The sequence below is a fragment of the Micromonospora sp. NPDC049102 genome, assembly GCF_043197485.1.
In the GTDB taxonomy this organism is placed as follows: domain Bacteria; phylum Actinomycetota; class Actinomycetes; order Mycobacteriales; family Micromonosporaceae; genus Micromonospora.
This window is the reverse complement of sequence record NZ_JBICTE010000010.1, coordinates 1-24641: the sequence shown is the minus strand read 5'-3', so window position 1 is coordinate 24641 and position 24641 is coordinate 1. Positions and strand designations below refer to the sequence as shown.

Sequence of the window (24641 nt, the reverse complement as noted above, 5' to 3'; positions counted from 1 at the left end):
CCTACGCTGCACCCAGAGCCGATAGGCTGCCCAAAGCGGCCAGGATGCGATGGGAGGCGAGAACTTTGCCGACCGTCGAAGCGTGGACAGGTCGCGAAACCCGTGCGCTGCGACAAGCGCTGCGCATGAGCATTCGCGACTTCGCAGAGAACCTCGGCGTCAGTGAGCGCACTGTCTCCAAGTGGGAGGCTGGCCGAGAAGCGGTTCACCCTCGACCCGAGATGCAGGCCGCACTGGACACGGTGCTGAGCAGAGCCGGCAGTCAGGCGGCAGATCGATTCGTCAGCACCACCAACAGAGCCGTTCCTCAGCACCACCCCGTCAGTAGTGGCTACCGGGTTCAGTCCCACAAGTTCATTCCGGTTTATATCGGCGCATCCGCAGCCGCGGAACTGGCAGCGCAAGAAGCCTTCAAGTCACGTCACCACGAGTGGCTGGAGGTGACGGTCGCCGGGTTGCCCCACCCGGAGGGAACGTGCACCGCCCACGTCTTTGCCTGCGGCGTCGTGGTCCTGCACGTCATGCAGGAACTGCACTTCCCCACCTTGGCCGCATTGGCAGCATGGCGATACGCCACCTACGAGGAGGACGTGCCGTGGACGGCCGGCCAGGTTGCGGGGCTTCTCTCGCCTCCTCCGTCCTCGGAGCCCGTCGCGCCCGAGTACGTCCTGTCGATGTACGTCCTCAAGGAGTCGGCATGGACCGGTGACGAGCTAGAGAACGCGCTACGCCTCATGAGCCTGCCGTCCGTGCTGGTCAACCGCCGCGCACAGCCTCGTCCCGAACCGGTCGACGACCACGTCGAACGCCGGTTGCTGGCCCAGGGTTTCGCACAGCCGTCAGTCCAGCCCTTCGGCGTCCATGGCGTCTCCCTGGGCTTCGCCAGTTGGGCGGGCCTGGCCTACCACGCCATCTCCCCCGAGCAAGCCCTCATGGTCGACGACCTCGTGTCCTGCGAGGTCGACGTGCAGATGCTCTGGGCGTACTGCCGCCACATCCAGCGTCAGGTCGAAGACGGGCGAGACCCGGACATGCCACCAGAGTTCGGCTGGCGCTTCCTACGCGCGGCCCACTCACGGCTGACCACAGCCAGGGCACGCGAGACAACGCAACACTGCATGATGCGGGACGCGGCGCTCTCGACGAGCGGCCTCCCGGCACGTCTGATGCAGGCCCAGATCGCCCTTCGCGAGACCGCGGAGTTGAGTGGCAGAGTCGACGCATGAGCGAGACGCGTGCCGCCCTGATCGTGATCGACATGCAGAACGGCTTCATCAACGATCGAAGTCGGGGTGTCATCCCGAAAGTCGTCGAGCTGGTGGAGCACTGGGAGACGACCGGGCGGCCGGTGGTGTTCACCCGCTACCACAACTACCCCGACAGCCCATTCGAACGACTGATCCACTGGTCCTCCGTGCAGAGCCCACCCGAGACGGAGATCGTGCCTGAGCTGGCAGAGCATGCTGGCCGCGCCAAAGCGGTGATCGACAAGAAGATTTACTCATACTTCTCCTCTGCCGGTGCGGCGTTGACGGAGCAGGAGGGGTGGACTGACCTGGTCTTTTGTGGCCTGGCGACCGAGAGCTGCGTGCTGAAGTCAGCAGTTGACGCCTTCGAGCGCGACCTGACGCCGTGGCTGGTGACGGACGCGTCTGGGAGCCACGGCGGGCAACCGGCACATGAGGCCGGTCTGTTGGTTGCGCGCCGCTTCATCGGCGCCGGGCAGCTCATCACTGCCGAAGACGTGCGAATCAAATTCTGAGAGGTGCCGAGGATCCGGTCCGTGTCCGCTCGATCGCGCATCATCTGGCTCGGGCAGACTGCGGGCATGACAGAAGGTCCGGTGCTGTATCTGGTCGTCTGCGCCGCCGGTCCGGCGGAACACATCGACGAGTTGGTCGACCTGCTGCTTGCCGACGGATGGCGGGTCTGCATGATCGCCAGTCCTACGGCCGCGACATGGCTCGACCGAGCGGCGCTGCAAGAAAAGACCGGCTACCTCGTCCGTGTGGAGTGGCGGATGCCCGGCGACCCGGAGCCGCACCCGCCGGCAGACGTAGTGGTGGCCGCGCCCATCACGTTCAACACGGTGACGAAGTGGGCGCTGGGCATCAACGACACCCTGGCGCTGGGCGTGCTTAATGAGTCGCTGGGCGCGGGTCTACCGATCTTTGCCTTTCCACACGTCAAGGCGGAGCTGGCCGCGCATCCGGCCTACGCGCCTCACGTAGCAGCGTTACGTGGCGCTGGTGTCAAGGTTGCCGACGGTATGGCGCTGAACCCTGCGGCCGAGGAGGACCGCTGGGACGTGGTCATCGGGGCGCTACGAGAGATTCGCGATGTCAGACCGGGCTGGTAATACGGGTAAACACCCGGAGGAGGTGCGCGAATGATCATCGTCAGCCATGGCGACCTACTGACCGCCGAGGCGGACGCGCTCGTCAACGCCGTCAACACGGTCGGAGTCATGGGCAAGGGCATCGCTCTTCAGTTCAAGCGCGCCTACCCAGCGAACTACGCGGCCTACCGCACGGCATGCCGGGAGAACCACGTCGCCTTGGGGCGAATGTTCGTCTTCGAATCAACGCGACTCGGCCCGCGCAGATATGTGATCAACTTCCCCACCAAGGGCCACTGGCGGGCCAACTCGAAGCTCGACGACATTCGAGCCGGACTGTCCGATCTCGTCCGCGTGGTTCGTGAGCGGAAGATCACCTCTGTGGCGATGCCCGCCCTGGGCTGCGGCAACGGTGGACTCAACTGGGAAGATGTCCGGCCCCTCATCGAAGGCGCCTTCGCCGAGACCCCCGACGTGCGGGTCCTGCTCTTCCGGCCGGAGGGCGCACCCGACCCGGCCGACATGCCGATAGTGGCCAAAAGTCCACCGCTGACCCCGGTCGCGTCACGCTCATCCAGGCCACCGACCGCTACCCGAGCCGAGCACGACGACTTGCGTGAGTCGCCACTCGGGTGAGGCGGCCTCGACAATTACGCGACAACTTCTGCCTATGCGAACGGTCGCCGTGCCCCACCTGTAGCTGGGTCGTGTGCTTAGGTTGCTCGAATGACGGATCTTGAGCGGGGTGTGTACGAGCACCTGATCACACGTGAGCTGGCCACTCGCCTCCAGCACGTCGATCCCGCCCTGATCCAACACCACAACCTCGACCCCGCCGACGCCCACCACACCCTCGCCCGCCACATCGCCGCCCTGGCCGCCAGAGCCCTGCAAGCGGTCCCCAGCGGCGACGACAAGCTCCGCCACCAGGTCGAGATGGCGAACCAGATCGCCGAAGCCATCGCCACCCTGAGCCCGAAGGCAGCGACAGACCAGGACCAGGTAACAGACGCAAAGCACCTGCTCCACGCCATCGCCGCCCCGCCAACCCCACCCGCGCAGCCCGCCTTCCCGCAGCGCCCCACCACTCCCCTCTCCACAGGCGCGCTACTGGTCAACGGCCGGCACCAGCCCCGCATCGGCCACGAGGTCAACCACGAGATGGCGTCGGCCGAGAGCGTCGATCTGCTCTGCGCGTTCATCAAGTGGTACGGCCTGCGCATCGTCGAGCAGGCCATCCGCGAGCTGATCGCCCGAGGCGGCAGGGTCCGCGTCATCACCACCACCTACCTCGGCGCTACCGATCAGCGAGCGCTCGACCGGCTCGCCGAGCTGGGCGCCGAGGTCAAGGTCTCGTACGAGACGAGGACCACAAGGCTGCACGCCAAGGCGTGGCTGTTCCGCCGCTCCAACGGCACCACCACCGCGTACGTCGGCTCGTCGAACCTGTCGAAGACCGCGCTGGTGGACGGCGTGGAGTGGAACGTCCGCATCTCGAACCTGGAGCAGCCGCACGTCATCGACACGTTCACTGCGACGTTCGAGGACTACTGGAACGATCCGGCGTTCGAGGCGTACGACGCGAGCCGGGACGCCGAGCGGCTGCGGCACGCACTCACCGGGGAGCGGCGAGACCAGACTCCGACCGAGATCTCGAACCTGGACGTGCGCCCGTACCCGTACCAGGCAGAGATCCTGGCCGACCTGGACGCCGAGCGCCTGGTGCACGGGCGTTGGCGCAACCTGGTGGTGATGGCGACGGGCACCGGCAAGACAGTCGTTGCTGCACTGGATTACCGCCGGCTGCACCGCGCTAACCGGGCAGACTCGCTGCTCTTCGTCGCTCATCAGGAGCAGATCCTGCGGCAGAGCCTGTCCACGTTCCGGCAGGTCATGGGCGACGGCAGCTTCGGCGAAACCCTTGTCGCGGGCGAGAAGCCCAACGGCTGGAAGCACGTCTTCGCCTCCATCCAGTCGCTGCACCGGCGTGAGGTCGACCCCGAGGCGTACGACATGGTGATCGTCGACGAGTTCCACCACGCCGAAGCGCCCACGTACACGCGGCTGTTGGAGCGGCTACGTCCCCGCGTACTCCTGGGACTGACCGCGACCCCCGACCGGGCCGACGGCGGCGACGTGCGCCGGTGGTTCGACGGGCGCGCGGCGGTTGAGCTGCACCTGTGGGACGCGTTGGAGCGGCAGTTGCTCGCGCCGTTCCAGTACTTCGGGCTGCACGACGACGTGAACCTGTCGCACCTCGCGTGGAAACGCGGCCAAGGCTACGACCCGACCGACCTGGACGTCGTCTACACCGGCAACCACGCACGCGCGCGGTCGGTGTTGCGCGCGGTCAGCGACAAGGTGGACGTGGGGCGGATGCGAGCACTCGGGTTCTGCGTGAGCATCGGACACGCCGAGTTCATGGCCAAGTGGTTCAACGACCACGGCGTACCGGCTGCGGCGGTGACGTCGCGGGCCGGCACCGACCGGGCCGGGCTGTTGCGGGACTTCAAGGCCGGCAAGCTGCGGGTGCTCTTCACCGTGGACCTCTTCAACGAGGGCGTCGACCTGCCGATGGTCGACACGATCCTGATGCTGCGACCCACCGAGAGCGCCACGATCTTCCTGCAACAGCTCGGCCGTGGCCTGCGCCTCGACGACGACAAGCCCTGCCTCACGGTGCTCGACTTCATCGGCGGGCAGAACGCCAACTTCCGCTTCGACCTGCGCTGGCGTGCCCTGACCGGGGTGAGCCGCCGGGCGATCACCGAGGCCGTCCGCGACGACTTCCCGAGCCTGCCGAGCGGCTGCCACGTCGAGCTGGACCGGGTGGCGAAGGAGGTCGTCCTCGCCAACCTGAAGAGCGCACTGCCCACCTCGAAGGCCGGCCTGGTCTCTGAGCTGCGGCAACTCGGTGACGTCACCCTGGCGACGTTCCTGCGCGAGACCGGCCTGGAGATCGAGGACGTGTACCGATCAGCCAGCATCGGCGGCTGGACCGGGCTGCGGCGGCTCGCCGGCGTCGAGACGGCCGCACCCGGCCCGGACGACCGCGAGCTGGGCCGCGCCATCGGTCGCATGCTGCACACCGACGACACCGACCGGCTGGAGCTGCTGACGAAGGTCGCGGCCGGACCGCCCGCGCCAGGTCAGCAGGTGTACGTGGGCAGCAGCCGACTGTTGGACATGCTGCACTTCAGCCTCTGGGGGCCGAACGCCCCGCTGGCGACGCGCGACGAACGGCTGGCACGGCTGTGGAAGGAGCCGGCGCGGTGTGCCGAGTTGCGGCAGGTCGCCGAGGTGCTGCGGGAGCGCATCCACCGGGTCACGCCCGCTCTCGCAGCCGGGGCGGTGCCATTGCGGGTGCACGCCCGGTACAGCCGCAACGAGGCGTGCGCCGCCTTCGGCATGACCAACCCGGGGTCGCTGCGCGAGGGCGTGAAGTGGCTGCCGGACGCCCAGGCCGACCTGTTCTTCGTCACCCTGGTGAAGTCCGAGGCGCACTACTCCCCCACCACCATGTACGCCGACCGGGCCATCACCGAAACGGTGTTCCAGTGGGAGTCACAGAGCACCACCTCGGCGGCGTCGGCGACCGGGCAGCGCTACACGTCGGGCGGCTCGACAGTGCACCTCTTCGTTCGGGAAACCCGTATCGCCGACCGTGACCTAGGTGCACCGCCGTACCTCTACGCCGGCACCATGACGTACAAGTCCCACACCGGCGACCGACCCATGCGCGTCCTGTGGCAGCTCCACCACGCCCTACCCGCCGACGTCTACGCCACCGCCCGAACAATCGCCGCCTAGATGAGCAAGCCCCGACCCGGCCTGGGCTGGGCTGTGGGCGTGGCCGGCGGTGACAGTCGGCCACCTGCGTCGGGGTGACGCGGTATTGAGCGGTATACCTCAGAGTCATATTTATACCTCTGAGGTATACCGCTCAACAGCACATCGGCCTCCCGGGCCAGACCGAGCTGATCGCGCGTTAGGTTGGAGCCCATGGAGCAGCGGATCAGCCTCATCACCCTCGGAGTCGCGGACGTGGCCCGCGCGAAGGCGTTCTACGAGCAGCTCGGCTGGCGGGGCCAGGAGGTCGAGGGGACGGTCTTCATCCAGGCCGGCGGCCTGGCCCTCGTCCTCTGGGGCCGCGACAAGCTCGCCGCCGACGCCGGCATCGACGACCCAGCCAGCGATGGCTTCGGTGGGATCACGCTCGCCCAGAATGTCCGCTCACAAGCCGAGGTCGACGAGGTGATCGCGACTGCGACCACGGCAGGCGCGACGGTGACCAAGCCGGCCCAGGAGACCTTCTACGGCGGCTACGCCGGCTACTTCGCCGACCCGGACGGTCACCTGTGGGAGATCGCCTGGAACCCGGGCTTCACCCTCGCGGAGGACGGCTCCCTCACCGTCCCCGACTTCAGCACCATGAACTGAGCAAGCGGCGGCAACCAGCGATGACGCCGATCACGGCGCCGGGGACGGGCAGAGCAGTGGGTCCAACACCGGCAGCTGAAGGGCGTCCAGACAGACAGCCAGCGACTCCGGGTCCGGTGAGGGCGTAGCCGTCGGAGTCGGGGTCGACGTCGGTGAGGCCGACGCGGCGGACGGCCGGACAGTCGAGGCGGGCGGAGCGGTCCATACGGCACTGACGGCCGAGCCGACCCGCGTCCTGGCTGGCACCGGCCCGACGAGCCCGATCGGGACGAGCGCCGCCCGAGCCCTCGGCAGGTTCAACGCGACGATCTCCGCCGAAGGCACCGGGCCGACGGGACCTGCCGCGCCAGGGCCCAGAGCGCCCGGTCCGAGCGTCACGAACACCACTGCGGCGACGGCGGCGGCACTGACCACCCGCCGGTCGGGGCGTACCGCCGTCGGCGGCGCGTCGTCGGGCCCCACCGACAGAGGAGGCGCGGGCGGGGCGGCCCGGTGGGCGGTCAGCAGTTCGTCGACCTGCGTGATGACGGTGGCGCGATCCTCGCTGGTCGCGAGGGTGAGATAGAAGCGGAAGTTCACCACGGCACCGGGCGGGACCAGCAGTCCGGCGAGTCGACTGTGGTCGGGCAGCAGGGTGACCGGCACTTCGGGGTGGTGGGCGGGGCCGATCAGGTCGTCGTACCGCCACTCACGCCGGTGCTCCCGACCGCCGAAGGCCACCCGTCGACTGGTCACCACGGCCATGCCGGTGTCGACGGCCCGCAGGCCCGGCGGCAGCGCCTCGGAAGAGGGCTCAGCGAAGGAACACGAGCCCGGTGTGGGTAGCCCGGGGACGTGTCGCGCCTCGGCCTCGACAAGCGTGGCGACGGGAAGGACGCGGAAGACGAGTTCGTCGTCGTCGAGGTCCACCGGCAGGCCGGTGCGGGGCTGCGTACACCCGAGGAAGCTGGCGGCTTCGATGCGGAGCCGGACCAGGTGGTCGTCGCGGCGCTGCCAGGCGTCGGTGGCGTGCCGGTACGCGCGCTGCCGGCGCTCGTTCTCGCGCTCGGCCCAGGCGGTCCGCCAAGGGACGTGGGCCACAGAGGTCACGGTCACACGCGATACAACCGCTCACGTACGTGACAGGCAACGCGACCGGGATCGATGTATCCCGTTGCGCCCGAAAGAAGAGTATTGACGGGACGCAGCGCGTAGCCCGCTGCCGGCGGCTGCTCCGGCAGCGAACCGGAACAGCCGCCGAGCCAGCACTACGGCCGCAGCGAGGTGAAGAACTGCGTCAGTTCACCCGCCAGCAGATCGGGCTCCTCCAACGGCATGAAGTGCCCGCCCCGGCCCGGTTCGCTCCAGTGCCGGATGTCCGTGCAGGCCCGCTCGGCGATCGAGCGGGGAAAGTTCGCCTGCGAGGGTTCGGTGCTCACCGTGAACGCGGCGGGCACGGTGATGTCGGGTCGCGGCGTGTTGTGGTCGAAGTCGGCGTACTGCCGGAACGACGAGCCGATCGTGCCCGTCACCCAGTACAGCGTGATGATGGTGAGCAGGGTGTCCCGGTCGATGCTGTTCGCCAGGTCACCGTGGTTGTCGCTCCAGTCCCGGTACTTGTCGACGATCCACGCGGCCAGCCCGGCGGGTGAGTCGGCGAGCGCCGCCGCCAGGGTGTCCGGGCGGGTGCCCATGATGGCGCTGTAGCCGCCGTCGGTCTCGTCGTACGCGGCCTCGGCGTCCAGGAACGCCTGCTCGGCCGGCGACAGCGGGTGGGCATCGAAGCTGGCCGGGAACGGTGGATGGATCATGTGGATACCGACCACCTGCTCCGGGTAGAGGGCGCCGAGCCAACCGGTGACCACTCCCCCGACGTCACCACCGAAGGCGCCGTAGCGTTCGTAGCCGAGCACGTCGGTCATCAGCTCGTGCAGCGTCCGGGCCAGCAGCGCCCGGGTCACCGGCTCGTTCGGTGTCTCCGAGAAGCCGAAGCCGGGCAGCGAGGGCACCACCACGTCGAACGCGCCGCCGGGCCGGTCAGGGTCGGTCAGTCGGTCGACCAGCGGCAGCATCTCGACGAAGCTGCTGGGCCAGCCGTGGCTGAGGATCAACGGCAACGGCGCGGGCGCGCCGGCCGGGCGCGCGGCCCGGACATGCAGGAAATGCAGCTTGCGGCCGCCGACGACGGCCAGGTGCTGGGGGTACGCGTTGAGCTCGGCTTGGCGAGCTGACCAGTCGAACCCGTCGTGCCAGTAGGACACCAGGTCCCGCAGGTAGTCGGGATCGACGCCGCCCTGCCACGGTCGGGTGCCGCTGCGGTCGGTGAAGCGGGTACGGGCCAGTCGAGCCCGCATGTCGTCGAGAACCGCAGCGGGAACGTCGATGCGGAACGGGGAGACAGACATGTGTCCTCCGGTGAAGGGCGCTCCCCGACGCGAGAGGTCAGCTGAGGGGGACGGCCGAAAGGAGCGCCCAGGAATGACGATGGGTGGTCACCGGGCTCACCTCCTCTCACGGCTGACGGCGGTCACCCTACACAGGCCCGCGCCGCCGACCAGCGCCCGGCGGTCAGCCCGCCCGCCGCCGGTACGGCTGTGGCCCTTGGGTCGGGAACCGCGACTGGGTACGCGGTGGGTACGCCTCGCAGTGTTCGGCCCAGTGCTCGGCGGCGGTGGCCAGGGCGTCCGCGGAGACGGTGAGGATCAGCGGGTAGATCGCCGTGGACGGGCGGCGCATCCACGGTGGCAGCGACTCGGCGGAGAACTCCACGATCAACTCCAGCCGGCGGCGGCGCAGCACCCGGCTGCGCACCGCCAGGTTGGGTTCGGTGAACCGGACCGTCGCCGGCGGCGCGCTCAGCCCGAGGGCTGCGGTGGCCTGCCCGTGCAGCCAGCCACCGAGTGCGCGGGCCTCCTCGACCATGAGGCTCGGATAGTGGTGTGACCAGGTCTGACCGTCGGCGGTGCGGGCGTCCACCTCGATGAGCAACCAGTCGTGCCAGCCGGGTGCGGCCGCGTCGAGGTCGTCGGGCGGATCGACGCCGGGCTGGTAGCCGACGGGGCGGATCCGCACCCGGGCGCCGTCGTCGGATCGGATCTCCACTCGATCATTCTGACTGACCTGAACGAGCGTTATGGTCAAAACGCGTTACTTCGTGACGGTCCGCCGGACGCCCTCATGCTGGGCGCACGCGTCCGCTCGCCCACCCGCGAGACTGACCGAGCTGTCCCGGCACTGCACCAGGTAACCCCGTCCCGCCCAGAACTGCGGCACGCAGTCGAACCAGTCGCACACCTCGGCGGCCGGCTTGCGGATCCGCGTCCCGCCACAGAAGTCGTACCCCAGGGGGTTCTCCGGCGCCCCGCAGCGCGGCCCGGACGTCGCGCTGGGCGACGGGCGTGGCGACGGCTTCCGTTTCGGCGCGGTGGTGGCGGCGGGCAGCGGGATCGCCGGCCGCAGCAGCGCGGGAGGCGCGCTGGCGGCCGGTGCCGGCGTGGCCGCCACGGCGACCTCCCCGCCACGTGTCGGGTGCGACGGGTTCGAGTCGACGAGCGCCGCCGGTACCAGCAGCGCGACGGCCGCCGCCACCGCGATGGACCTACGACCACCGGGCACGAGCGAGGAGAGCCGGGCCTGCGCCGGCGTGGCCGCCGCCGGCCGGAACGGCTTGAGCTGGGCGTGTTCCGCGATCAGCTCGTCGAGCTGGGCGAGCACCGCGGCACGCTGCTCGATCGAGTCGGCGAAGGCGAGCGTCAGCTTGAACCGGAAGTCCGCCGCCGCGTCGGTGGGCAGCAACAGCCCGGAGGTACGCCGCCGGTCCAGCACCTGGACGAGGGTCACCGGGGCTGCCGGGTCGTGGGCCAGACCGGTCATCCGGCCGTACGCCCAGTCGCGCCGGCCGCGCCCGCCGAGCAGCACCAACCGACGGCTGGTGATGACGGCCACGCCGGCGTCGGTGACGCGTACGCCGTCCGGCCGACGCGGACGCAGCGGCGCGGCCGGCACGGCGACCGTCAGGTCGGGCGCGGGCAGCACGGTCGTGTGCCGCACCTCGACGAGCTGCGCGGCGGGCAGCGCCCAGAGCACCACCTCGTCGTCGAGGAGTTCGATTGGAAGGCCCGCGCCGGCCGCCGCGGAACCGTGGAAGTCGGCGGCCAGGGCGCGCAGCCGCCGTAACTCGTCGTCGCGTCGCCGCCACGCCGTCTCAGCGCCGCGGTACGTGCTGACCCGCCGCACGTTCTGCCGCTGCGCCCAGCGGTACCGCCATGTGGAACCCGTCGATTCAGTCCTTGCCACGCCGACTCCTTCGCCGCGCAGGCCACCAATCCGGGGTGCACTCGGATTAACAGTCGTGATGGTCCGCCGGGACACGCCAGGACGGGCGAACTATCCGAACGGTGGAGCAACCCGGACGATAGGGCGATACTGCCGCGCCGATTCACCTTCGCTCGTGTCGTGCGGGGTGGTCGCTGTCTCGGTAACGTCAGCCGCAGCCGGGTGGCGACGCAGCCGCACCGCCCGCACGAAGGGGGTGAGGGTCATGCCGCCGGACACCCTGCCCGGTGTGGTCGTCGGGGTCGACATCGGCACCACGAGCACCAAGACCATGGCGTACGACACCGACGGGCGGCTGCTCGCCAGCCACTCGGCCGCGTACCCCCTCGACGACCCGCACCCCGGGTACGCCGAGCAGGACCCGGAGGTGATCCTCGCCGCCGTCGTCGAGTCGATCCGGACCGTGGTGACCGAGCTGACCGTGCCGGTCGCCGGCCTGGCCTTCTGCTCCGCCATGCACAGCCTGATCGGGCTCGACGCGGCCGGCAACCCACTCACGCCGTCGGTGACCTGGGCCGACTCCCGGGCCACCCGCCAGGCCGAGCGGTTGCGGGCCGTGCCGTCCGGGCTGGCCCTGCACCGGCGCACGGGTACGCCCGTGCACCCGATGTCGCCGCTACCCAAGCTGCTCTGGTACGCCGAGCAGGAGCCCAGGCTGTTCGAACGCGTCGCGCACTGGGTCGGCATCAAGGAATGGGTGCTGCTGCGACTCTGCGACGCGCTGGTCGTCGACCACTCGATCGCCTCGGCCACCGGCCTGATGGACATCCACACCCTCGAGTGGGACACCGAGGCGCTGACCGTCGCCGGCATCACCGAGGAGCAGTTGCCCGAACTGGTCGCCACCACCGCAGTCCTGCCCGGCCTCACCCCGCAGGCCGCCACCTCCCTCGGCCTACCTCAGCGCACCCCGGTGGTGGTCGGCGCGGGTGACGGACCGCTGGCCAACCTGGGTCTGGGCGCCGTGCACCCCGGCATCATGGCCTGCTCGATCGGCACCAGCGGCGCCCTGCGGGTCATGGTCGAACGCCCCAGCGTGGACCCGCTGGGCGGGGTGTTCTGCTACGCGCTGACCGAGGATCGCTGGGCGGTCGGCGGCGCGATCAACAACGGCGGCATCGTCCTCAAGTGGGCCGGCTCGGCGCTCGCGCCCGACCTGGGCGAGCAGTCCGAGGAGGAGCTGGTCGCCCTGGCGGCCCGCGCCCCGGCCGGCTCGGGCGGGCTCATCATGCTGCCGTACCTGCACAGCGAACGTGCTCCACACTGGAGTGCGCTGCCCCGCGGCGCGTACGTCGGGTTGACCCACGGGCACCGCCGAGAACACCTCGTCCGGGCCGCGATGGAGGGGGTCTGCCAACAGCTCGCGCTGGTGCTCACCTCCGTACGTGCCGCCGGCAACGAGGTCCGCGAGATCCGGGCCGGTGGCGGTTTCGCCCGCAGCGGCCTGTGGCGGCAGATGCTCGCCGACGTGCTCGGCATGCCGGTGAGCTTCCCGGCCGGCCGCGAGGGGTCGAGCTTCGGCGCCGCGCTGCTCGGCATGCAGGCGCTGGGCCTGATCCCCAGCATCGACGTGGCGGCCGATCTGGTCCGCATCGACGAGGTCATCCGCCCCGACCCGGCAGCCGCCGCCACGTACGCGGCGTTGCTGCCCCTCTTCGCCGAGCTGTACGACGCGCTGGCGCCCACCTTCACGTCGATGCGTCGACTGGCGCCCGGCCTACCCGCCGAACCGATGTAGGCCCTTCGGCCGGCCCGCCCCCGGGCCGACCCCCACCGGAGAAGGTCGTGATCGCCGTGCACCCACCCCTCGTCGAACCCCTGACCGTCCTTGCCGCGCCGGCCGAGCCGGTCACCACGGCTGGCGACGGCCAACTCGTCCTCGCCGCGTTGCTCGGCATCGCCGCCGTGGTGCTGCTGATCGCCTGGGCCAAGGTCCACCCGTTCCTGTCGCTGATCCTCGGCGCGGCGGTGCTCGGCGTGGTCGCCAGCGTCGCGCCCGACAAGATGATCGCCTCGTTCACCGGTGGCGTCGGCACCACTGTCGGCGGTGTCGGGCTGCTGATCGCGCTGGGGGCCATGATCGGGGGGCTGCTCGCCGAGTCCGGCGGCGCGGACGGCATCGTCAACCGGGTCGTCGGCCGGGTGTCCGGTCGCGCGCTGCCCTGGGCGATGGCCGGGGTGGCGGCACTCATCGGGTTGCCGCTCTTCTTCGAGGTCGGCGTGGTGCTGCTGGTGCCGATCGTGCTGCTCGTCTCGATGCGGACCGACGTACCGCTGATGAAACTCGGCATCCCGGCGCTGGCCGGCCTGTCGGTGCTGCACGGCCTCGTGCCACCGCACCCCGGCCCACTGGTGGCGATCTCGTCGCTCGACGCCGACCTGGGCCTGACGCTCGGGCTGGGCCTGCTCGTCGCGATCCCCACGGTCATCATCTCGGGGCCGGTCTTCGGCAACCTCATCGCCCGTTACGTGCCGGCGACCGCACCCGCCGCGCTGCTGCCCACCCGCCGCCAGCCCGCCCACCCCACGGGCGCAACCGGGACGACCGGTACCGCCGGAACGACGGATCGGCGCGACGTGGACGGTGACCTGCTCACCGACGACGATCTCGTCAACCCGGGCGGCGGTCGACCGGGCGAGCCGGTGGACGACAGCGGCACGGAGACCGCTCGTCGTACCCCGGCGTTCTGGCCAGCGGTGATCACCGTGCTGCTGCCGGTGGTGCTGATGCTGCTCCGCGCGATCGGTGAGCTGACGCTGGACGAGGGCACGGCGGGCCGAAAGACGCTCGACATCATCGGTACGCCGATCGTGGCGCTGCTCGCCGGGGTGATCCTGGCGATGTTCACCCTCGGCTACCAGGCCGGTTTCAGCAGGTCCCAGGTCTCGTCGGTGCTCGGAGGTTCGCTGCCTCCGATCGCCGGCATCCTGCTGATCGTGGCGGCCGGCGGTGGATTCAAGCAGGTGCTGGTGGACGCCGGTGTGGGCAACCTGGTCGCCGACGCCGCCAAGGACGCCAACCTCTCCCCGCTGCTGCTGGGCTGGCTGGTAGCGGTCGGCATCCGGGTGGCCACCGGCTCGGCGACGGTCGCCACCATCACGGCGGCGGGCATCGTGGCACCGCTCGCCGCGACCCTGGACCGGCCCGGGGTGGCCCTGCTGGCGCTCGCCATCGGCTGTGGGTCGCTGTTCTTCTCACACGTCAACGACGCCGGTTTCTGGCTGGTCAAGGAGTACTTCGGCCTGACCGTCGGGCAGACCATCAAGAGCTGGTCGGTGATGGAGACGCTCATCTCGGTGATCGGCTTCGCCGGCGTACTCCTGCTCGATCTGGTGGTGTGACGGCGCGGGCGCCGCTGTTCGGTGTTGAGCGTGATGCCTCTGCGTCATCTTGATGCCGCTGAGGCATCACCCTTTCGGGGACGAGCCCTCCCGGACGGGTGACTGACGTCCCGGCAACCCCATCCGCCTCCCCCGCTTCTTATCGTGCAAACGTGAGGAAAAGCGACAAGAAGCGCTCATCTTCCCTGCTCGCGATGGCGGTCGCGCTGGTGGTCGTGGTAACGACCGGCCCGGCGACCGCCGACGGTCCCGGCCCGGACCACCAGACCACCCCGGGGTACGCGCCCGACGGGCCGCCGGCCGACGGCGGGCGCGACGGGGACGGACCGAGCGACGGGGGCGGGCAGACCCCATCCGGCGGAGCGGTCGAGGAGTGAACCGCCGTCAGGCCCGGCTGATCGCGTTGGCGTGGATCGCCTCGCTCACGTACGCGGCCAGCCCGGGGGCGATGTTCTCGAAGTACGCGGTGAACCGCTCGTCGGCCAGGTACATGTCGGCCAACCCGATGTGCATCTCGTACGAGCACTCGTAGAACCAGCGGCTGATGAGCTGCCGGTGCTCCTCGGCCAGGTCCATCGCCTCCGGGCTGTCCGCCGGCACGCCCGAGGTCAGCAGCGCCACGATCCGCCGGCCCCAGTCCTCGTTCTCCGCCTTGTTCCGCAGCCAGTCGTCCTTGCTGTACCGCGCCACCCGCCGGTTCGACTCCCGGTACGCGTCGGTGTCGCCCCAACGCCGCTCCGCCTCGGCCTCGTACTCCTCCGGCCGGAAGTCACCGAAGACCTCGAACCGCTCCTCGGGTGTCAGTTGGATGTTCAACTTGCTCGCCTCCATCGCGAACTCGATCGCCGTGACCATCTCCTGCAACCGCTTGATCCGTACCGTCAGCAGCTCGTGCTGGCGGCGCAGGTGGGCGGCCGCGTCGGCCGCCGGGTCGTCGATGATCGCGGTGATCTCCTCAAGCGGGAAACCCAGCTCGCGGTAGTACAGGACGAGTTGCAACCGTTGCAGGTCCGCGTCGTCGTAACGGCGGTAACCCGTCGAGGTCCGGCCGCTCGGCGAGAGCAGACCGATCTCGTCGTAGTGGTGCAGCGTCCGTACCGTCACGCCGGCGATCCTCGCCACCTGACCCACCGTGTACGCCATGGTTCCCCTCCCTTCCGGGAACCAGGCTGCCGCCTGCCGTTACGTCAGAGTCAAGCCCGATTCTGGCCCACCGTGGCGGGGCTGTCCGGTCGCCCGTACAGATAGCCCTGGCCGCGCGGACAGCCGATGGCGGTGACCGCGTCGTGCTGGCGCTCGGTCTCCACCCCCTCGGCGATCACCGCCAGGTCGAACGCGCCGGCCAGCCGGGTGATCATCTCCACCGTGGCGTACGCCCGATCGTCCGACCCCAGCCGCGCCACGAACGAACGGTCGATCTTCAGCTCGGTGGCCGGGATGCGGTGCAGGTAGCTCAGCGACGAGTAACCGGTGCCGAAGTCGTCGATGGCGATCTGGATGCCCAGCTCCCGCAGCTGGTGCAGCCGTTCCAACACCGAGTCGGTCCCCTCGATCAACGCCGACTCGGTCAGCTCCAGCGTCAACGCCCGTGGTGCCAGTCCGGCGCTGGCGGTCGCCGCCGTGACAGTGGCGATCAGGTCCGGTCGGCGCAGGTGCGCCGCAGCGATGTTCACCGCGACAGTCGCCTCCGGCGCGCGTTCCCGCCACGTCGCCGCCGCCCGGCACGCCTCGTGGATCACCCAGCGGTCGATCGGGAGGATCAAGCCGGTCTCCTCGGCCAGCGGCAGGAACCTCGCCGGCGGCAACATCCCCAGGCGGGGGTGCCGCCAGCGCACCAGTGCCTCGGCGCTGCGCACCGCGCCGGTGGCCAGGTCGACGATCGGCTGGAACTCCAGGCGCAGTTGCTCCTCGTCGACGGCCCGGCGCAGGTCGGCGATCAGCTCGGCCCGGGACACGGCCGACTCGCGCAACGCCGGGGTGCAGGTGCGGTACGCCGACTTACCGGCGGCCTTCGCCGCGTACATGGCGATGTCGGCGTCGCGCAGGAGGTCGCTGTGGGTGGCGTGCTGCGGCCCGTACTCGGCGATGCCGATGCTCGCCGACGGGTGCACGCCCACGCCCTCCTCTCCCTCGGAGGGGCGCAGGGCGTCCAGCAACCGTTCGGCGAGGCGCTCGGGGGACACCGGACGGTCCCCCTCGACAAGCACCGCGAACTCGTCGCCGCCTAGCCGGACGATCGTGCCGTCACCGTCCACGGCAGCCCGCATCCGAGCCGCCAGCCCGGTCAGCAGGGTGTCGCCGGTGGCATGCCCGAACCGGTCGTTGACCTGCTTGAACCCGTCGAGGTCGAGCAGCAGGACGGCCACCGGCCGACCGTCGCGCAGAGCCAGACGCAGCAGTCGGTTGAACAGCAGCCGGTTCGGCAGGCCGGTGAGTTGGTCGCCGTACGCGAGCCGGCGCAGTCGCGCCACCAGGCGCAGATTCTCGTTGGCGGCCAACCCCTGACGCACCGCGAGGGCGGCGAGCAGCACCATCATGGTCACGAAGACCAGCGTCGGGGTCTGCCCGGTGGGCCGGCGGGCCTGCAACACCGCGATGATCGCCCCACCGACCGGCAGGTACGGCAGTGCCACCCGCCACCACGGCGGCAGCGGAGACTCGGCCGCCTCGTCGATGCCGTCGCAGTCCGGCGGTGGAGGGCTCCCGGTGGCCAGGCCGATCAGGAGATAGCTCACCGGCCAGCACAGGTCGATGGGGTGACCGGCGACGTAGTCACCACGGGCGACCAGCGAGACGTACACGACGTCGGCGACCACCCGGAGGGTGAGGCTCGCCGCGAGCAGGCGCATCGGCCGCCACAGCGGTCGCGCCGGGCCGGCCACCGCCACCAGGATGGTGAGCTGCATCAGGTCGAACATCGGAAAGAGGAGCCCCAGCGTGCGCGCCGGGTCGGCCAGCTCGGCGGAGGCGACCCCACGGAACACCAGCACCCACGCGACCGGTACCAGGGCCAGCGCGACGATCACGCCGTCCAGCAGCGTCCGCGCACGCCCGACCGCTGTCCGCGGCCCGGACGGTGAGCTGAGCAGCGCGGCGGTGCCGGTGAGGATGCCGGCGGTGAAGACCACCCCGACCAGCGCGTTGTGCGGCAGGTCGCCACCGGCGAGCCGCTGCACCGTCCAGATCGCCCGACCCGACGCGGCGAGCCCCATGGTGACGGCGAGTAGGGTCCAGAACCTACGCAGTGGGGTCGGATGTCGACGGGCGACGGTCACGCAGGCGACTGTCGCCCAGCCGGCCACCAGCAGCGCGCCCACGTCGCTGACCAACGCGGCACCGGGGAGCGCCGCGACCAGCCAGAACGCCTCCAGGAGGATCACCGAGCCCGCGCCGATCGGGCCGGCGGGCTTGAGCTGCCCCACAGCCTGCTTCACGTCCTGTCGCGACACGGTCGCTCCGGCTCCTGGTCGTGTGTGCACAATCGGTCGGACCGGTCCACGGCAAACCCCGAAAGCCTAGCCACCGCCGGAATACGCCGCCAGGGCCGAACATCCAGGTCGACGCGGCCTCCCCGGGCGATCATCGCGGCCTGAGTCCTGCGCGGACCGACGGATCAGGTCAGCGGCCGGCGGAGCGGTTCCAGGGTGAGCGGGGCAGCGCGGTGCCGGCCAGGGGTCGACGCACGGGTCGGCGTCGTCGCCGGCCCGGAGTGCACGGCGGGCGGGCGGCGGTGTGCACCACGGCCTCGTCCGACGACGGTCGGCCGATCAGCCAGCACAGGAAGCGGGCCATCTGCGGCTCAGCCGACCGGCAGACGCTGGGCGTCGGACTTGGCGATCTCGTACTCGGCTCCGCAGAACGTGCACTGCTGCGCGTACCGGGTGCGGATCGGGATGAGCGGAATGAAGAAGAGGGTGAACTTGGTCGACCGGCGGGTGATCACCTGCGCGGCGTGGTTACCGCAGTGGCGGCAGACCTCCTGCACGACACCGGACCGGTCGACCTTGGTACGCAGACCAAAGATGAAGAACATCGCCCGGCAGTACCCACTCCACCCGGAAAAGTCACCGAACCAGCCGCACGAGCTGCAAGATCCGCACAAGGCGGTATAGCGATTGATATACTCCCCGGATGCCGCAAGATGAGTGGGAGGTCTTCGTCGTCGACCCGTGGCGCGCAAGCATTCTGCTGGTCGCGGGCGACAAGGCAGGCCGGTGGCAGAGCTGGTATCAACAGGCCGTCCCGCTCGCGGAGCAACGCTACGAGATCTACTTGAAGGAACGCGCACAGCAGGAGGGGGGCCAGCGATGACTGGGCATGTGCGGTGGTCGGACATTCGGTCGGAGTACGTACAGCGGGCCGGTGGCGAGGAGGCCGTCGAAGCCGGAAAGCAGGAACTGCTCGCGCAGGTCGTCGGACACCGACTCGCCGAGGTACGACGAGCCCGCGGCTTCACTCAGCAGCAGATCGCCGAGCGCATGGGCGTCACGAAGGGCCGGGTGTCCCAGATCGAGCAGGGCCGGATTTCCGGCCAGGAGGTGGTGGCCCGATACGCCGTCGCCCTCGGCGGTCGACTCCACCAGGCCATCTACTTCGACGACGGTGATATCTCCGCCATCGCGTGAGCCGCCTGCGGGCAACACTCTCTCCCCACCCACAAGATCGTGCTCGATCCAGAACGTAGTGGCCAATGGCGCAAACGGGGCCACTACATCCCTGATCGAGCACGATCATGGCGGGACGGTCAGAGGGTGGGCTGGGGCTCCAGGCCGGGGACCTCCTCGGCGAGCCAGATCGGCTGCCAGGCCGCCATCTCGTGGAAGCGGCGCAGCTCGAACAGCCCGGCCACCGAGCCGGACCAGGCGGCGTACGGCGGGTTGGTCTCGTCGAAGCCGCTCTGCACGAAGGTGAGCGTGGTGCGACCGCCGGATTCGGCCAGCTCCCAGCTCGTGACGCCGGTCGGTCCCCAGTCGACGGACATCCTCCGGCCGGGCTCCAGGTCGACGATCTTGGCGGCGTATCCCTGCTCGAAGCCGCCCATGGCGTACCGGCCGCCGACCCACGGCTCGATCCCGATCGGGTAGCCGAACCAGGCGCTGGCCTGCTCGGAGTCAGTGAGGGACTCCCACACCTTGTCGGCGGGTGCGGCGATGACCAGCTCACCGCGCAGGTCGGCGGAGGTGAAGTCGGTGCGCGGCAGCAGCGGCCTGCCTTCCAGGTGCGCGGCCAGGTTGGCGATGGACAGCGCCCAGTACGTCTGGAGCACGCCCCGGATGCTGGAGCCGCTCATCGCCTCGGCGAAGTCGAAGTGGCTCTGCGTCAGCGTGAGCACCGTGGCGTCCGGACCGTCGTCGGCGAGCTGGAACCCGGTGGTGGTCTCCACACCGTCGAGCAGCCAAGCGAAGCGCAGCGTGTCGTCGTCGGCGTGCAGCAGACGCTGATGCGGGGCGTCGCCCTCGGGCGTGTAGCGACCCCAGAACTCGTACCGCTCGGGCAGCTCGACCTCGGCGTGCTCGGCCAGCCAGAGGCGCAGCTCGGCCGGGTCGGTCAGGGCCTGGCGGACGCGCTCCACGGGCGCGGAGAGGCGGGCTTGCACCTTCAACGGCTCACTCATCGTCGTTCCCTTTCGGATAGCAGGCGACGGCCAGCTTGAAGGCATCTCCTTCGCTGCCGCCGTAGCGGGTGAACAGGTCCTGAAGTGCGGTTTGCAGGTCGTGCAGGAATTCCTGTCGCCGCTCGGCGGGCACCCGGATCTCGCCGGACACGCCGATCGAGGGCAGCTCGGGCGCCGTCCGGTCCAGGGCGGCGACGTCGGCCTGGACCTCCTCCATCAGGTCGAGCAGGTAGCCCAGGCTCAGCTCGTCACGGGCGCGGCGCAGCCCGATGCGGCCGACCAGCCGTGGTGAGAGCCAGTAGGACCGGGCGGCGGCCTGGTAGATGCCCTCGGTGATGCCCCGGACCTTGCGCAAAACTTGTTTGTCAATCGCTGTGCGAGAAGCCGCGCCGACTTTCTCGACGCGGCTTCAGGCGACGTTCAGCAGATGATCAGGGCAACCAGTCGGGTCGCAGCGGGTAGCCGTTCACACCGTCCGGGCCGTTGTGGGTGGCCAGCACCTGGTGCAGCTGGATGCCGTTGCGCTCGAACGCCATCCGCGAGCCGGCCATGTAGAGACCCCACACCCGGGCGGTCCCCGCGCCCACCTCGGAGACGCAGAAGTCCCAGTGCTCCACCAGGTTGCGACACCAGGCCGCGAGCGTCAGCGCGTAGTGCTGGCGCAGGTTCTCCTCGTGGTGCACCTCCAACCCGGCGTCGTGCACCTCACTGATCAGCCGACCCGGGCCGGCCAGCTCGCCGTCCGGGAACACGTACCTGTCGATGAACGCGCCCGAGCGGTGTGGCGCCCGGTTGTCGGCCCGCGTGATGGTGTGGTTCAGCAACCGCCCGCCCGTGCGCAGCCGCGACCGCAGCGCGCCGAAGTAGGACGGGTAGTTGCGCACCCCGATGTGCTCGGTCAACCCGATCGAGGAGATGGCGTCGAACTGCTCCGCCGGCGCGTCCCGGTAGTCCAGGTACCGCACCTCGGCCAGCTCGGTCAGACCCTCCCGCTCAATCGCGGCCTGCGCCCACTGCGCCTGCGCCTTCGACAGGGTCACCCCGAGCGCCTTGACGCCGTACTCGCGCGCGGCGTGCCGGACCATGCCGCCCCAACCGCAGCCCACGTCCAGCAGCCGCATGCCCTTCTTCAGCGCGAGCTTGCCGGCGACCAGGTCGTACTTCGCCGACTGGGCCTTCTCCAGGGTGTCGTCCGGGGAGCGGTACACCGCGCAGGTGTACGTCATCGACGGGCCCAGCACCTTCTCGTAGAAGGCGTTCGAGACGTCGTAGTGGTGCGAGATCGCCGTGCTGTCGCGGACCCGGGAGTGCCGCAGCCCGTTCATCACCCGCTTCCAGCGCGGCTGGGCCTCCTGCGGCGGGGCCGGCGGCGGCAGCAGTCGCTCCCAGCCCAGCCCCCGCACCAGCGCCACGCCGTCGGCCACCGACGGTGGGCGCAGCCGCAGCTCGTCCTTGAGCACCCGCAGCGCCTCGTACGGGTCACCCGGGTGCACCCCCTGCAACGCCAGGTCGCCGCTGACGTACGCCCGGGCCATGCCCAGGTCGCCGGGGGCCGTGAGCAGGTACGACAGTCCCCGCTCGGAACGGATCGACAGGGTGATGCCGGCATCGGTCGGCCCGACGGCGCTGCCGTCGTACCCGACGATGCGGATCGGCAACGGCCCGCCGGTGACCGCGCGGACGACATCCGCGACGGTCGGACCGGTGCGCCGGCCCCCCGCCGGCGGGGTGGCGGGGACGCTCGCCGCCCCCTGATCTCGGTCGGTCAGGCTCATGCTCGTGCTACCGCCTTCTCGTACAGTCCCGTCAGCCGGTGGTCCGGGTCGTAGCGGTCCTTCACCGCGCGCCAGGTCTCGCCGCCGTAGAGGCGATCGAAGGCGTCCCGGTCGTAGTACGCGTCGGAGTAGAGCGACTTGTGCCCGCCCAACTCCGACACCCTTCGCTCGATCGTGCGGTTGACGTCGCCGTCGGCGGCGCCGGGCGCGATCGGCACACTCCCCCAGAACCCGATGTTGACGTAGTCCTGCCCCGCGTGGAGCGGATACAGCGGCCACGAACGCGCGGAACCGGGACCCCCCGGCTCGCGCAACCGCAACGGGCAGAGCCACACCGGGGTCATCCCCACGCTGGCCGAGAACCAGCGCAGGAAGTCGGCCATCCGGTCCAGCGGGATCTCCACGTCCTGCACGACCCGTTCCCGGGCCGGCTGGCCGCGCAGCCGGTCGATCCGGGCCGCCACCTGGTGCCGGTGTTCGAGGCGGACCAGTCGGTGGTAGACGTCGCTGCGCCGGTAACGCGCCGGCCAGAGCCTGCGCACGACCGGATGCTGCGCCCCGAACGCCGCGGAGCACCAGAACCAGTCGGTGTCCCACCGCCACAGATAGTCGTACACGGTCAGCACGTCGCGGGTGCGCTGACGCAGCGACCGGTAGTAGATCTCCTGGCCGGTGTAGTCGCTGGGCGGGTCGGCCGTATCGGTGAAGGTACCCAGCACCAGGTACGCCTCACCGGGGCTGAACATCACGCCGTCCAGCGCGTCGACCGGCTCGCCGGCCCAGGATCGGGTGGCGGTCACCTCGGCGATCGCGTCGGTGAGCGCCTCCAGTTGAGTGAACCGGATGTTGCGCAACGCCACGCACCGGCCGACCGGTTGCAGCTCGATGCGCAGCCGGGTGGCGTAGCCGAGGCTGCCCAGCGAGTTGGGAAACGCGCGGAACAGGTCGGCGTGCTCCCCGTCCGGTCGGGCGCTGACGATCGCGCCGGAGCCGGTCAGGATGTCCATCTCGCGTACGGACTCGTGGGGCAGGCCGTTGCGGAAGGACGTCGACTCGATCCCGAGGCCGGTCACCGCGCCGCCCAGGGTGATCGTGCGCAGTTGCGGCACCACCAACGGCATCAGCCCGTGCGGCAGCGTGGCGTCGACCAGGTCCTCGTACGTGCACATGCCCTGCACGTCGGCGGTACGCCCGGTCTCGTCGACCGAGAGCACTCCGTTCAGGCCACTCACGTCGAGGCCCGGAGTGCGGGGAGCGGATCGGGGACGGAACAGGTTGGAGGTGCGTTTGGCCAGCCGGACAGGCTCGCCCGTGGGCACCGCGGCGTACGACCGCCGCAACGTGTCCACCGCTTGATCATGGTCAATGGGGTGATCCACACGCTCAGCGCGCATGTGATCACCTTACGCCTGGACCCGGAAAATCGTGGGATGTCCTCGCCTGCTGTTTCCCGCCCCACAGCAGGTCCGCCGGCTACCGTGGCGGTCATGCCGTCGCCCGCGATCGTCGCACTCGACTCCGCCGGACTGCCGTACCGGTTGGTCAGTCACGGCGCGGTCGGCAGTCTCGCGGAGGCCGCTGCCGTCCGCGGCGTGGCGATCCCGGACGTGGTCAAGACGATCGTCGTGCGCCGTGGCGAGGACGACCACCTGTTCGTGCTCACTCCCGGTGACCGGGTCGTCTCCTGGCCCAAGCTGCGCGCGCTGCTCGGTGTGCAGCGCATCTCCATGCCGGACGCGGCGGGTGCGCTGGCCGCCACCGGGTACGAGCGCGGCACCATCACCCCGTTCGGCGCGAGCACGGCGTGGCCGGTGATCGCCGACGAGCGCCTGCGGGGCCGGGAGATCACCCTGGGTGCGGGCGAGCGGGGTCTCGCCGTCGCGGTGAACGCCGACGCCGCCATCGCCGCCCTCGACGCCACTGTGGCCGACGTCACCGATCCGCAGCCCACCCGTTGAGCGCCGCCGCGGTCGCCGGACTGGCTCCGGCGCGCCGCCGTGGGTGAGGATGGCGCCTATGCCCACCCCCGAGGAACACCCCGACCCCGCCGGCACCGTCTACGGCGGCCGGCGCCGAGCCAGCTCGGGGCCGCTGGCCGACCCGCTGCTGCGGGTGGCGTTGGCGGTCGGGCTGGTGGGCGTACTCCTTGGTGTGGTCTTCGCCACCGGTCTGCTCGACGGCGACGACGAGCCGGTGGTGCCGGCGACCGTCGGCGCACCGTCCAGCGCGGCCGAGCCGACCGTCCCGGAGGCCGAGCCGAGCCCGACGCCCTCGGCCGAGCCGTCGCCGACCCCGTCGGCCACGCCGGCCGTCCCCAGCACCGGACCCCACGTGCTGCGGTCGCCCTCGGGCCTCTGCCTCGGGCTCGACGGTGACGGTGAGAAGGCCGGGGCCGAGCTGGCCCCGTGCACCGGAGGACCGGAGCAGCAGTGGGTGGTCAACCCGGTCGGACCGGACGCGGCGACGCTCACCAACGCCGCCCACGGGCAGTGCCTCGACGTCGAGGGCGGCAGCGGTGACGACGGCGCGCGGATGATGCAGTTCCCCTGCCACGGTCAGGCCAACCAGCAGTGGCGACTCACCGCCACCGGCGCCGGCCCGGTGCTGCTGGTGGCGGTGCACAGCGGCAAGTGCGCGCAGGCCGAGGACGACGGCGCCGAGGCCGGGGACGAGATCCGGCAGCGGCCCTGCGACGGTCGCCCCGCCCAGCAGTGGACGGTCGGCTAGTGTCCTGCGCCTGAAATTCGTTATCTAAATGTAGACTGCGGTGGTGGCAGGTCGTGGGCGGCCGAAGGCCGAGTTGGTACTCAGCGATGCT

Annotated in this window: 24 protein-coding genes and 1 pseudogene; 13 read left to right on the top strand and 12 right to left on the bottom strand. The window is 70.4% G+C overall.

What is annotated here, in order from left to right; all coding sequences use genetic code 11:
* The first annotated feature begins 44 nt into the window (after positions 1–44).
* From ACGFH9_RS12865 to ACGFH9_RS12840, 6 genes are all read left to right on the top strand, one after another.
* Positions 45–1226 carry a helix-turn-helix domain-containing protein gene (locus tag ACGFH9_RS12865; protein WP_393218029.1) on the top strand — a complete coding sequence of 394 codons (1182 nt, stop codon included), beginning with the start codon at positions 45–47 and terminating at the stop codon, positions 1224–1226.
* Positions 1223–1762, top strand: coding sequence for a cysteine hydrolase (locus tag ACGFH9_RS12860; protein ID WP_393218026.1), 540 nt, complete (start codon positions 1223–1225; stop codon positions 1760–1762). Before ACGFH9_RS12865 ends, ACGFH9_RS12860 begins: the two co-directional genes overlap by 4 nt.
* Positions 1763–1828: 66 nt before the next feature.
* Positions 1829–2359, top strand: coding sequence for a flavoprotein (locus ACGFH9_RS12855; protein WP_393218023.1), 531 nt, complete (start codon positions 1829–1831; stop codon positions 2357–2359).
* A 30-nt stretch (positions 2360–2389) separates the two neighbouring features.
* Positions 2390–2974, top strand: a complete 585-nt coding sequence (locus ACGFH9_RS12850; RefSeq protein WP_393218020.1) for a macro domain-containing protein — start codon at positions 2390–2392, stop codon at positions 2972–2974.
* Positions 2975–3064: 90 nt separating this feature from the next.
* Positions 3065–6148 carry a DUF3427 domain-containing protein gene (locus ACGFH9_RS12845; RefSeq protein WP_393218017.1) on the top strand — a complete coding sequence of 1028 codons (3084 nt, stop codon included), beginning with the start codon at positions 3065–3067 and terminating at the stop codon, positions 6146–6148.
* A gap of 192 nt (positions 6149–6340) precedes the next feature.
* Positions 6341–6778, top strand: a complete 438-nt coding sequence (locus tag ACGFH9_RS12840; RefSeq protein ID WP_393218015.1) for a VOC family protein — start codon at positions 6341–6343, stop codon at positions 6776–6778.
* Between the two features lie 30 nt (positions 6779–6808).
* Here the strand turns inward: ACGFH9_RS12840 and ACGFH9_RS12835 are convergent, their stop codons facing one another.
* The 4 genes from ACGFH9_RS12835 to ACGFH9_RS12820 all read right to left on the bottom strand — a co-directional run bounded on the left by ACGFH9_RS12835 (position 6809) and on the right by ACGFH9_RS12820 (position 11053).
* Positions 6809–7858, bottom strand: a complete 1050-nt coding sequence (locus tag ACGFH9_RS12835) for a hypothetical protein (protein ID WP_393218012.1) — start codon at positions 7856–7858, stop codon at positions 6809–6811.
* A 167-nt stretch (positions 7859–8025) separates the two neighbouring features.
* On the bottom strand, positions 8026–9162 hold the full coding sequence (locus ACGFH9_RS12830) for an epoxide hydrolase family protein (RefSeq protein ID WP_393218009.1): 1137 nt from the start codon (positions 9160–9162) through the stop codon (positions 8026–8028).
* 163 nt (positions 9163–9325) lie between these two features.
* Entirely contained in the window at positions 9326–9859 is a 534-nt protein-coding gene (locus ACGFH9_RS12825; RefSeq protein WP_393218006.1) for a hypothetical protein, read from the bottom strand.
* A 45-nt stretch (positions 9860–9904) separates the two neighbouring features.
* Entirely contained in the window at positions 9905–11053 is a 1149-nt protein-coding gene (locus ACGFH9_RS12820; RefSeq protein WP_393218003.1) for a hypothetical protein, read from the bottom strand.
* Between the two features lie 244 nt (positions 11054–11297).
* Between ACGFH9_RS12820 and ACGFH9_RS12815 the strand changes: the two genes are divergently transcribed.
* From ACGFH9_RS12815 to ACGFH9_RS12805, 3 genes are all read left to right on the top strand, one after another.
* Positions 11298–12830, top strand: coding sequence for a gluconokinase (locus tag ACGFH9_RS12815; RefSeq protein WP_393218001.1), 1533 nt, complete (start codon positions 11298–11300; stop codon positions 12828–12830).
* A gap of 56 nt (positions 12831–12886) precedes the next feature.
* Positions 12887–14434 (top strand): SLC13 family permease, encoded by a 1548-nt coding sequence (locus tag ACGFH9_RS12810; protein WP_393218321.1) that lies wholly within the window; start codon positions 12887–12889, stop codon positions 14432–14434.
* A 152-nt stretch (positions 14435–14586) separates the two neighbouring features.
* Entirely contained in the window at positions 14587–14811 is a 225-nt protein-coding gene (locus tag ACGFH9_RS12805) for a hypothetical protein (protein WP_393217997.1), read from the top strand.
* Between the two features lie 7 nt (positions 14812–14818).
* Here the strand turns inward: ACGFH9_RS12805 and ACGFH9_RS12800 are convergent, their stop codons facing one another.
* The 4 genes from ACGFH9_RS12800 to ACGFH9_RS12785 form a co-directional block, all read right to left on the bottom strand.
* Complete coding sequence (locus ACGFH9_RS12800; protein WP_393217994.1) at positions 14819–15577, bottom strand: MerR family transcriptional regulator; 759 nt, start codon at positions 15575–15577, stop codon at positions 14819–14821.
* 50 nt (positions 15578–15627) lie between these two features.
* A complete protein-coding gene (locus tag ACGFH9_RS12795; RefSeq protein ID WP_393217991.1) occupies positions 15628–17883 on the bottom strand; it encodes a putative bifunctional diguanylate cyclase/phosphodiesterase in 2256 nt (751 codons plus the stop codon).
* Between the two features lie 169 nt (positions 17884–18052).
* Positions 18053–18226, bottom strand: a complete 174-nt coding sequence (locus ACGFH9_RS12790; protein ID WP_355623211.1) for a hypothetical protein — start codon at positions 18224–18226, stop codon at positions 18053–18055.
* A 7-nt stretch (positions 18227–18233) separates the two neighbouring features.
* Entirely contained in the window at positions 18234–18467 is a 234-nt protein-coding gene (locus tag ACGFH9_RS12785; RefSeq protein ID WP_355051967.1) for a zinc-ribbon domain-containing protein, read from the bottom strand.
* A 119-nt stretch (positions 18468–18586) separates the two neighbouring features.
* Between ACGFH9_RS12785 and ACGFH9_RS12780 the strand changes: the two are divergent.
* Together ACGFH9_RS12780 and ACGFH9_RS12775 are read left to right on the top strand one after the other, a co-directional pair.
* A pseudogene (locus ACGFH9_RS12780) lies at positions 18587–18745 on the top strand (type II toxin-antitoxin system RelE/ParE family toxin); the annotation flags it as partial.
* Entirely contained in the window at positions 18742–19059 is a 318-nt protein-coding gene (locus tag ACGFH9_RS12775; protein WP_393217988.1) for a helix-turn-helix domain-containing protein, read from the top strand. The pseudogene ACGFH9_RS12780 and the gene ACGFH9_RS12775, both read left to right, overlap by 4 nt.
* Positions 19060–19178: 119 nt before the next feature.
* Here the strand turns inward: ACGFH9_RS12775 and ACGFH9_RS12770 are convergent, their stop codons facing one another.
* From ACGFH9_RS12770 to ACGFH9_RS12755, 4 genes are all read right to left on the bottom strand, one after another.
* The gene (locus ACGFH9_RS12770) at positions 19179–20048 is read right to left on the bottom strand and encodes an SRPBCC family protein (protein ID WP_393217985.1); all 870 of its coding nucleotides are present in this window, start codon (positions 20046–20048) and stop codon (positions 19179–19181) included.
* Positions 20041–20403 carry a hypothetical protein gene (locus ACGFH9_RS12765; RefSeq protein WP_393217983.1) on the bottom strand — a complete coding sequence of 121 codons (363 nt, stop codon included), beginning with the start codon at positions 20401–20403 and terminating at the stop codon, positions 20041–20043. The genes ACGFH9_RS12770 and ACGFH9_RS12765 overlap by 8 nt, the downstream gene beginning before the upstream one ends.
* Positions 20404–20479: 76 nt before the next feature.
* On the bottom strand, positions 20480–21823 hold the full coding sequence (locus ACGFH9_RS12760) for a class I SAM-dependent methyltransferase (protein ID WP_393217980.1): 1344 nt from the start codon (positions 21821–21823) through the stop codon (positions 20480–20482).
* Positions 21820–23217, bottom strand: coding sequence for an FAD-binding oxidoreductase (locus tag ACGFH9_RS12755; protein ID WP_393217977.1), 1398 nt, complete (start codon positions 23215–23217; stop codon positions 21820–21822). The genes ACGFH9_RS12760 and ACGFH9_RS12755 overlap by 4 nt, the downstream gene beginning before the upstream one ends.
* A gap of 93 nt (positions 23218–23310) precedes the next feature.
* Here ACGFH9_RS12755 and ACGFH9_RS12750 point away from each other — a divergent pair, with 93 nt between their 5' ends.
* Entirely contained in the window at positions 23311–23781 is a 471-nt protein-coding gene (locus ACGFH9_RS12750; RefSeq protein WP_393217974.1) for an aminoacyl-tRNA deacylase, read from the top strand.
* A gap of 58 nt (positions 23782–23839) precedes the next feature.
* On the top strand, positions 23840–24550 hold the full coding sequence (locus tag ACGFH9_RS12745; RefSeq protein ID WP_393217971.1) for an RICIN domain-containing protein: 711 nt from the start codon (positions 23840–23842) through the stop codon (positions 24548–24550).
* The last annotated feature ends 91 nt before the right edge of the window (positions 24551–24641 follow it).

Excerpts from the sequence above, each read along its gene's own strand:
- ACGFH9_RS12865 (WP_393218029.1), top strand. The coding sequence starts at position 45 with ATGCGATGGGAGGCGAGAACTTTGCCGACCGTCGAAGCGTGGACAGGT.
- ACGFH9_RS12860 (WP_393218026.1), top strand. The coding sequence starts at position 1,223 with ATGAGCGAGACGCGTGCCGCCCTGATCGTGATCGACATGCAGAACGGC.
- ACGFH9_RS12855 (WP_393218023.1), top strand. The coding sequence starts at position 1,829 with ATGACAGAAGGTCCGGTGCTGTATCTGGTCGTCTGCGCCGCCGGTCCG.
- ACGFH9_RS12850 (WP_393218020.1), top strand. The coding sequence starts at position 2,390 with ATGATCATCGTCAGCCATGGCGACCTACTGACCGCCGAGGCGGACGCG.
- ACGFH9_RS12845 (WP_393218017.1), top strand. The coding sequence starts at position 3,065 with ATGACGGATCTTGAGCGGGGTGTGTACGAGCACCTGATCACACGTGAG.
- ACGFH9_RS12840 (WP_393218015.1), top strand. The coding sequence starts at position 6,341 with ATGGAGCAGCGGATCAGCCTCATCACCCTCGGAGTCGCGGACGTGGCC.
- ACGFH9_RS12830 (WP_393218009.1), bottom strand. The coding sequence starts at position 9,162 with ATGTCTGTCTCCCCGTTCCGCATCGACGTTCCCGCTGCGGTTCTCGAC.
- ACGFH9_RS12815 (WP_393218001.1), top strand. The coding sequence starts at position 11,298 with ATGCCGCCGGACACCCTGCCCGGTGTGGTCGTCGGGGTCGACATCGGC.
- ACGFH9_RS12800 (WP_393217994.1), bottom strand. The coding sequence starts at position 15,577 with ATGGCGTACACGGTGGGTCAGGTGGCGAGGATCGCCGGCGTGACGGTA.
- ACGFH9_RS12790 (WP_355623211.1), bottom strand. The coding sequence starts at position 18,226 with ATGGCCCGCTTCCTGTGCTGGCTGATCGGCCGACCGTCGTCGGACGAG.
- ACGFH9_RS12785 (WP_355051967.1), bottom strand. The coding sequence starts at position 18,467 with ATGTTCTTCATCTTTGGTCTGCGTACCAAGGTCGACCGGTCCGGTGTC.
- ACGFH9_RS12775 (WP_393217988.1), top strand. The coding sequence starts at position 18,742 with ATGACTGGGCATGTGCGGTGGTCGGACATTCGGTCGGAGTACGTACAG.
- ACGFH9_RS12770 (WP_393217985.1), bottom strand. The coding sequence starts at position 20,048 with ATGAGTGAGCCGTTGAAGGTGCAAGCCCGCCTCTCCGCGCCCGTGGAG.
- ACGFH9_RS12760 (WP_393217980.1), bottom strand. The coding sequence starts at position 21,823 with ATGAGCCTGACCGACCGAGATCAGGGGGCGGCGAGCGTCCCCGCCACC.
- ACGFH9_RS12755 (WP_393217977.1), bottom strand. The coding sequence starts at position 23,217 with ATGCGCGCTGAGCGTGTGGATCACCCCATTGACCATGATCAAGCGGTG.
- ACGFH9_RS12750 (WP_393217974.1), top strand. The coding sequence starts at position 23,311 with ATGCCGTCGCCCGCGATCGTCGCACTCGACTCCGCCGGACTGCCGTAC.
- ACGFH9_RS12745 (WP_393217971.1), top strand. The coding sequence starts at position 23,840 with ATGCCCACCCCCGAGGAACACCCCGACCCCGCCGGCACCGTCTACGGC.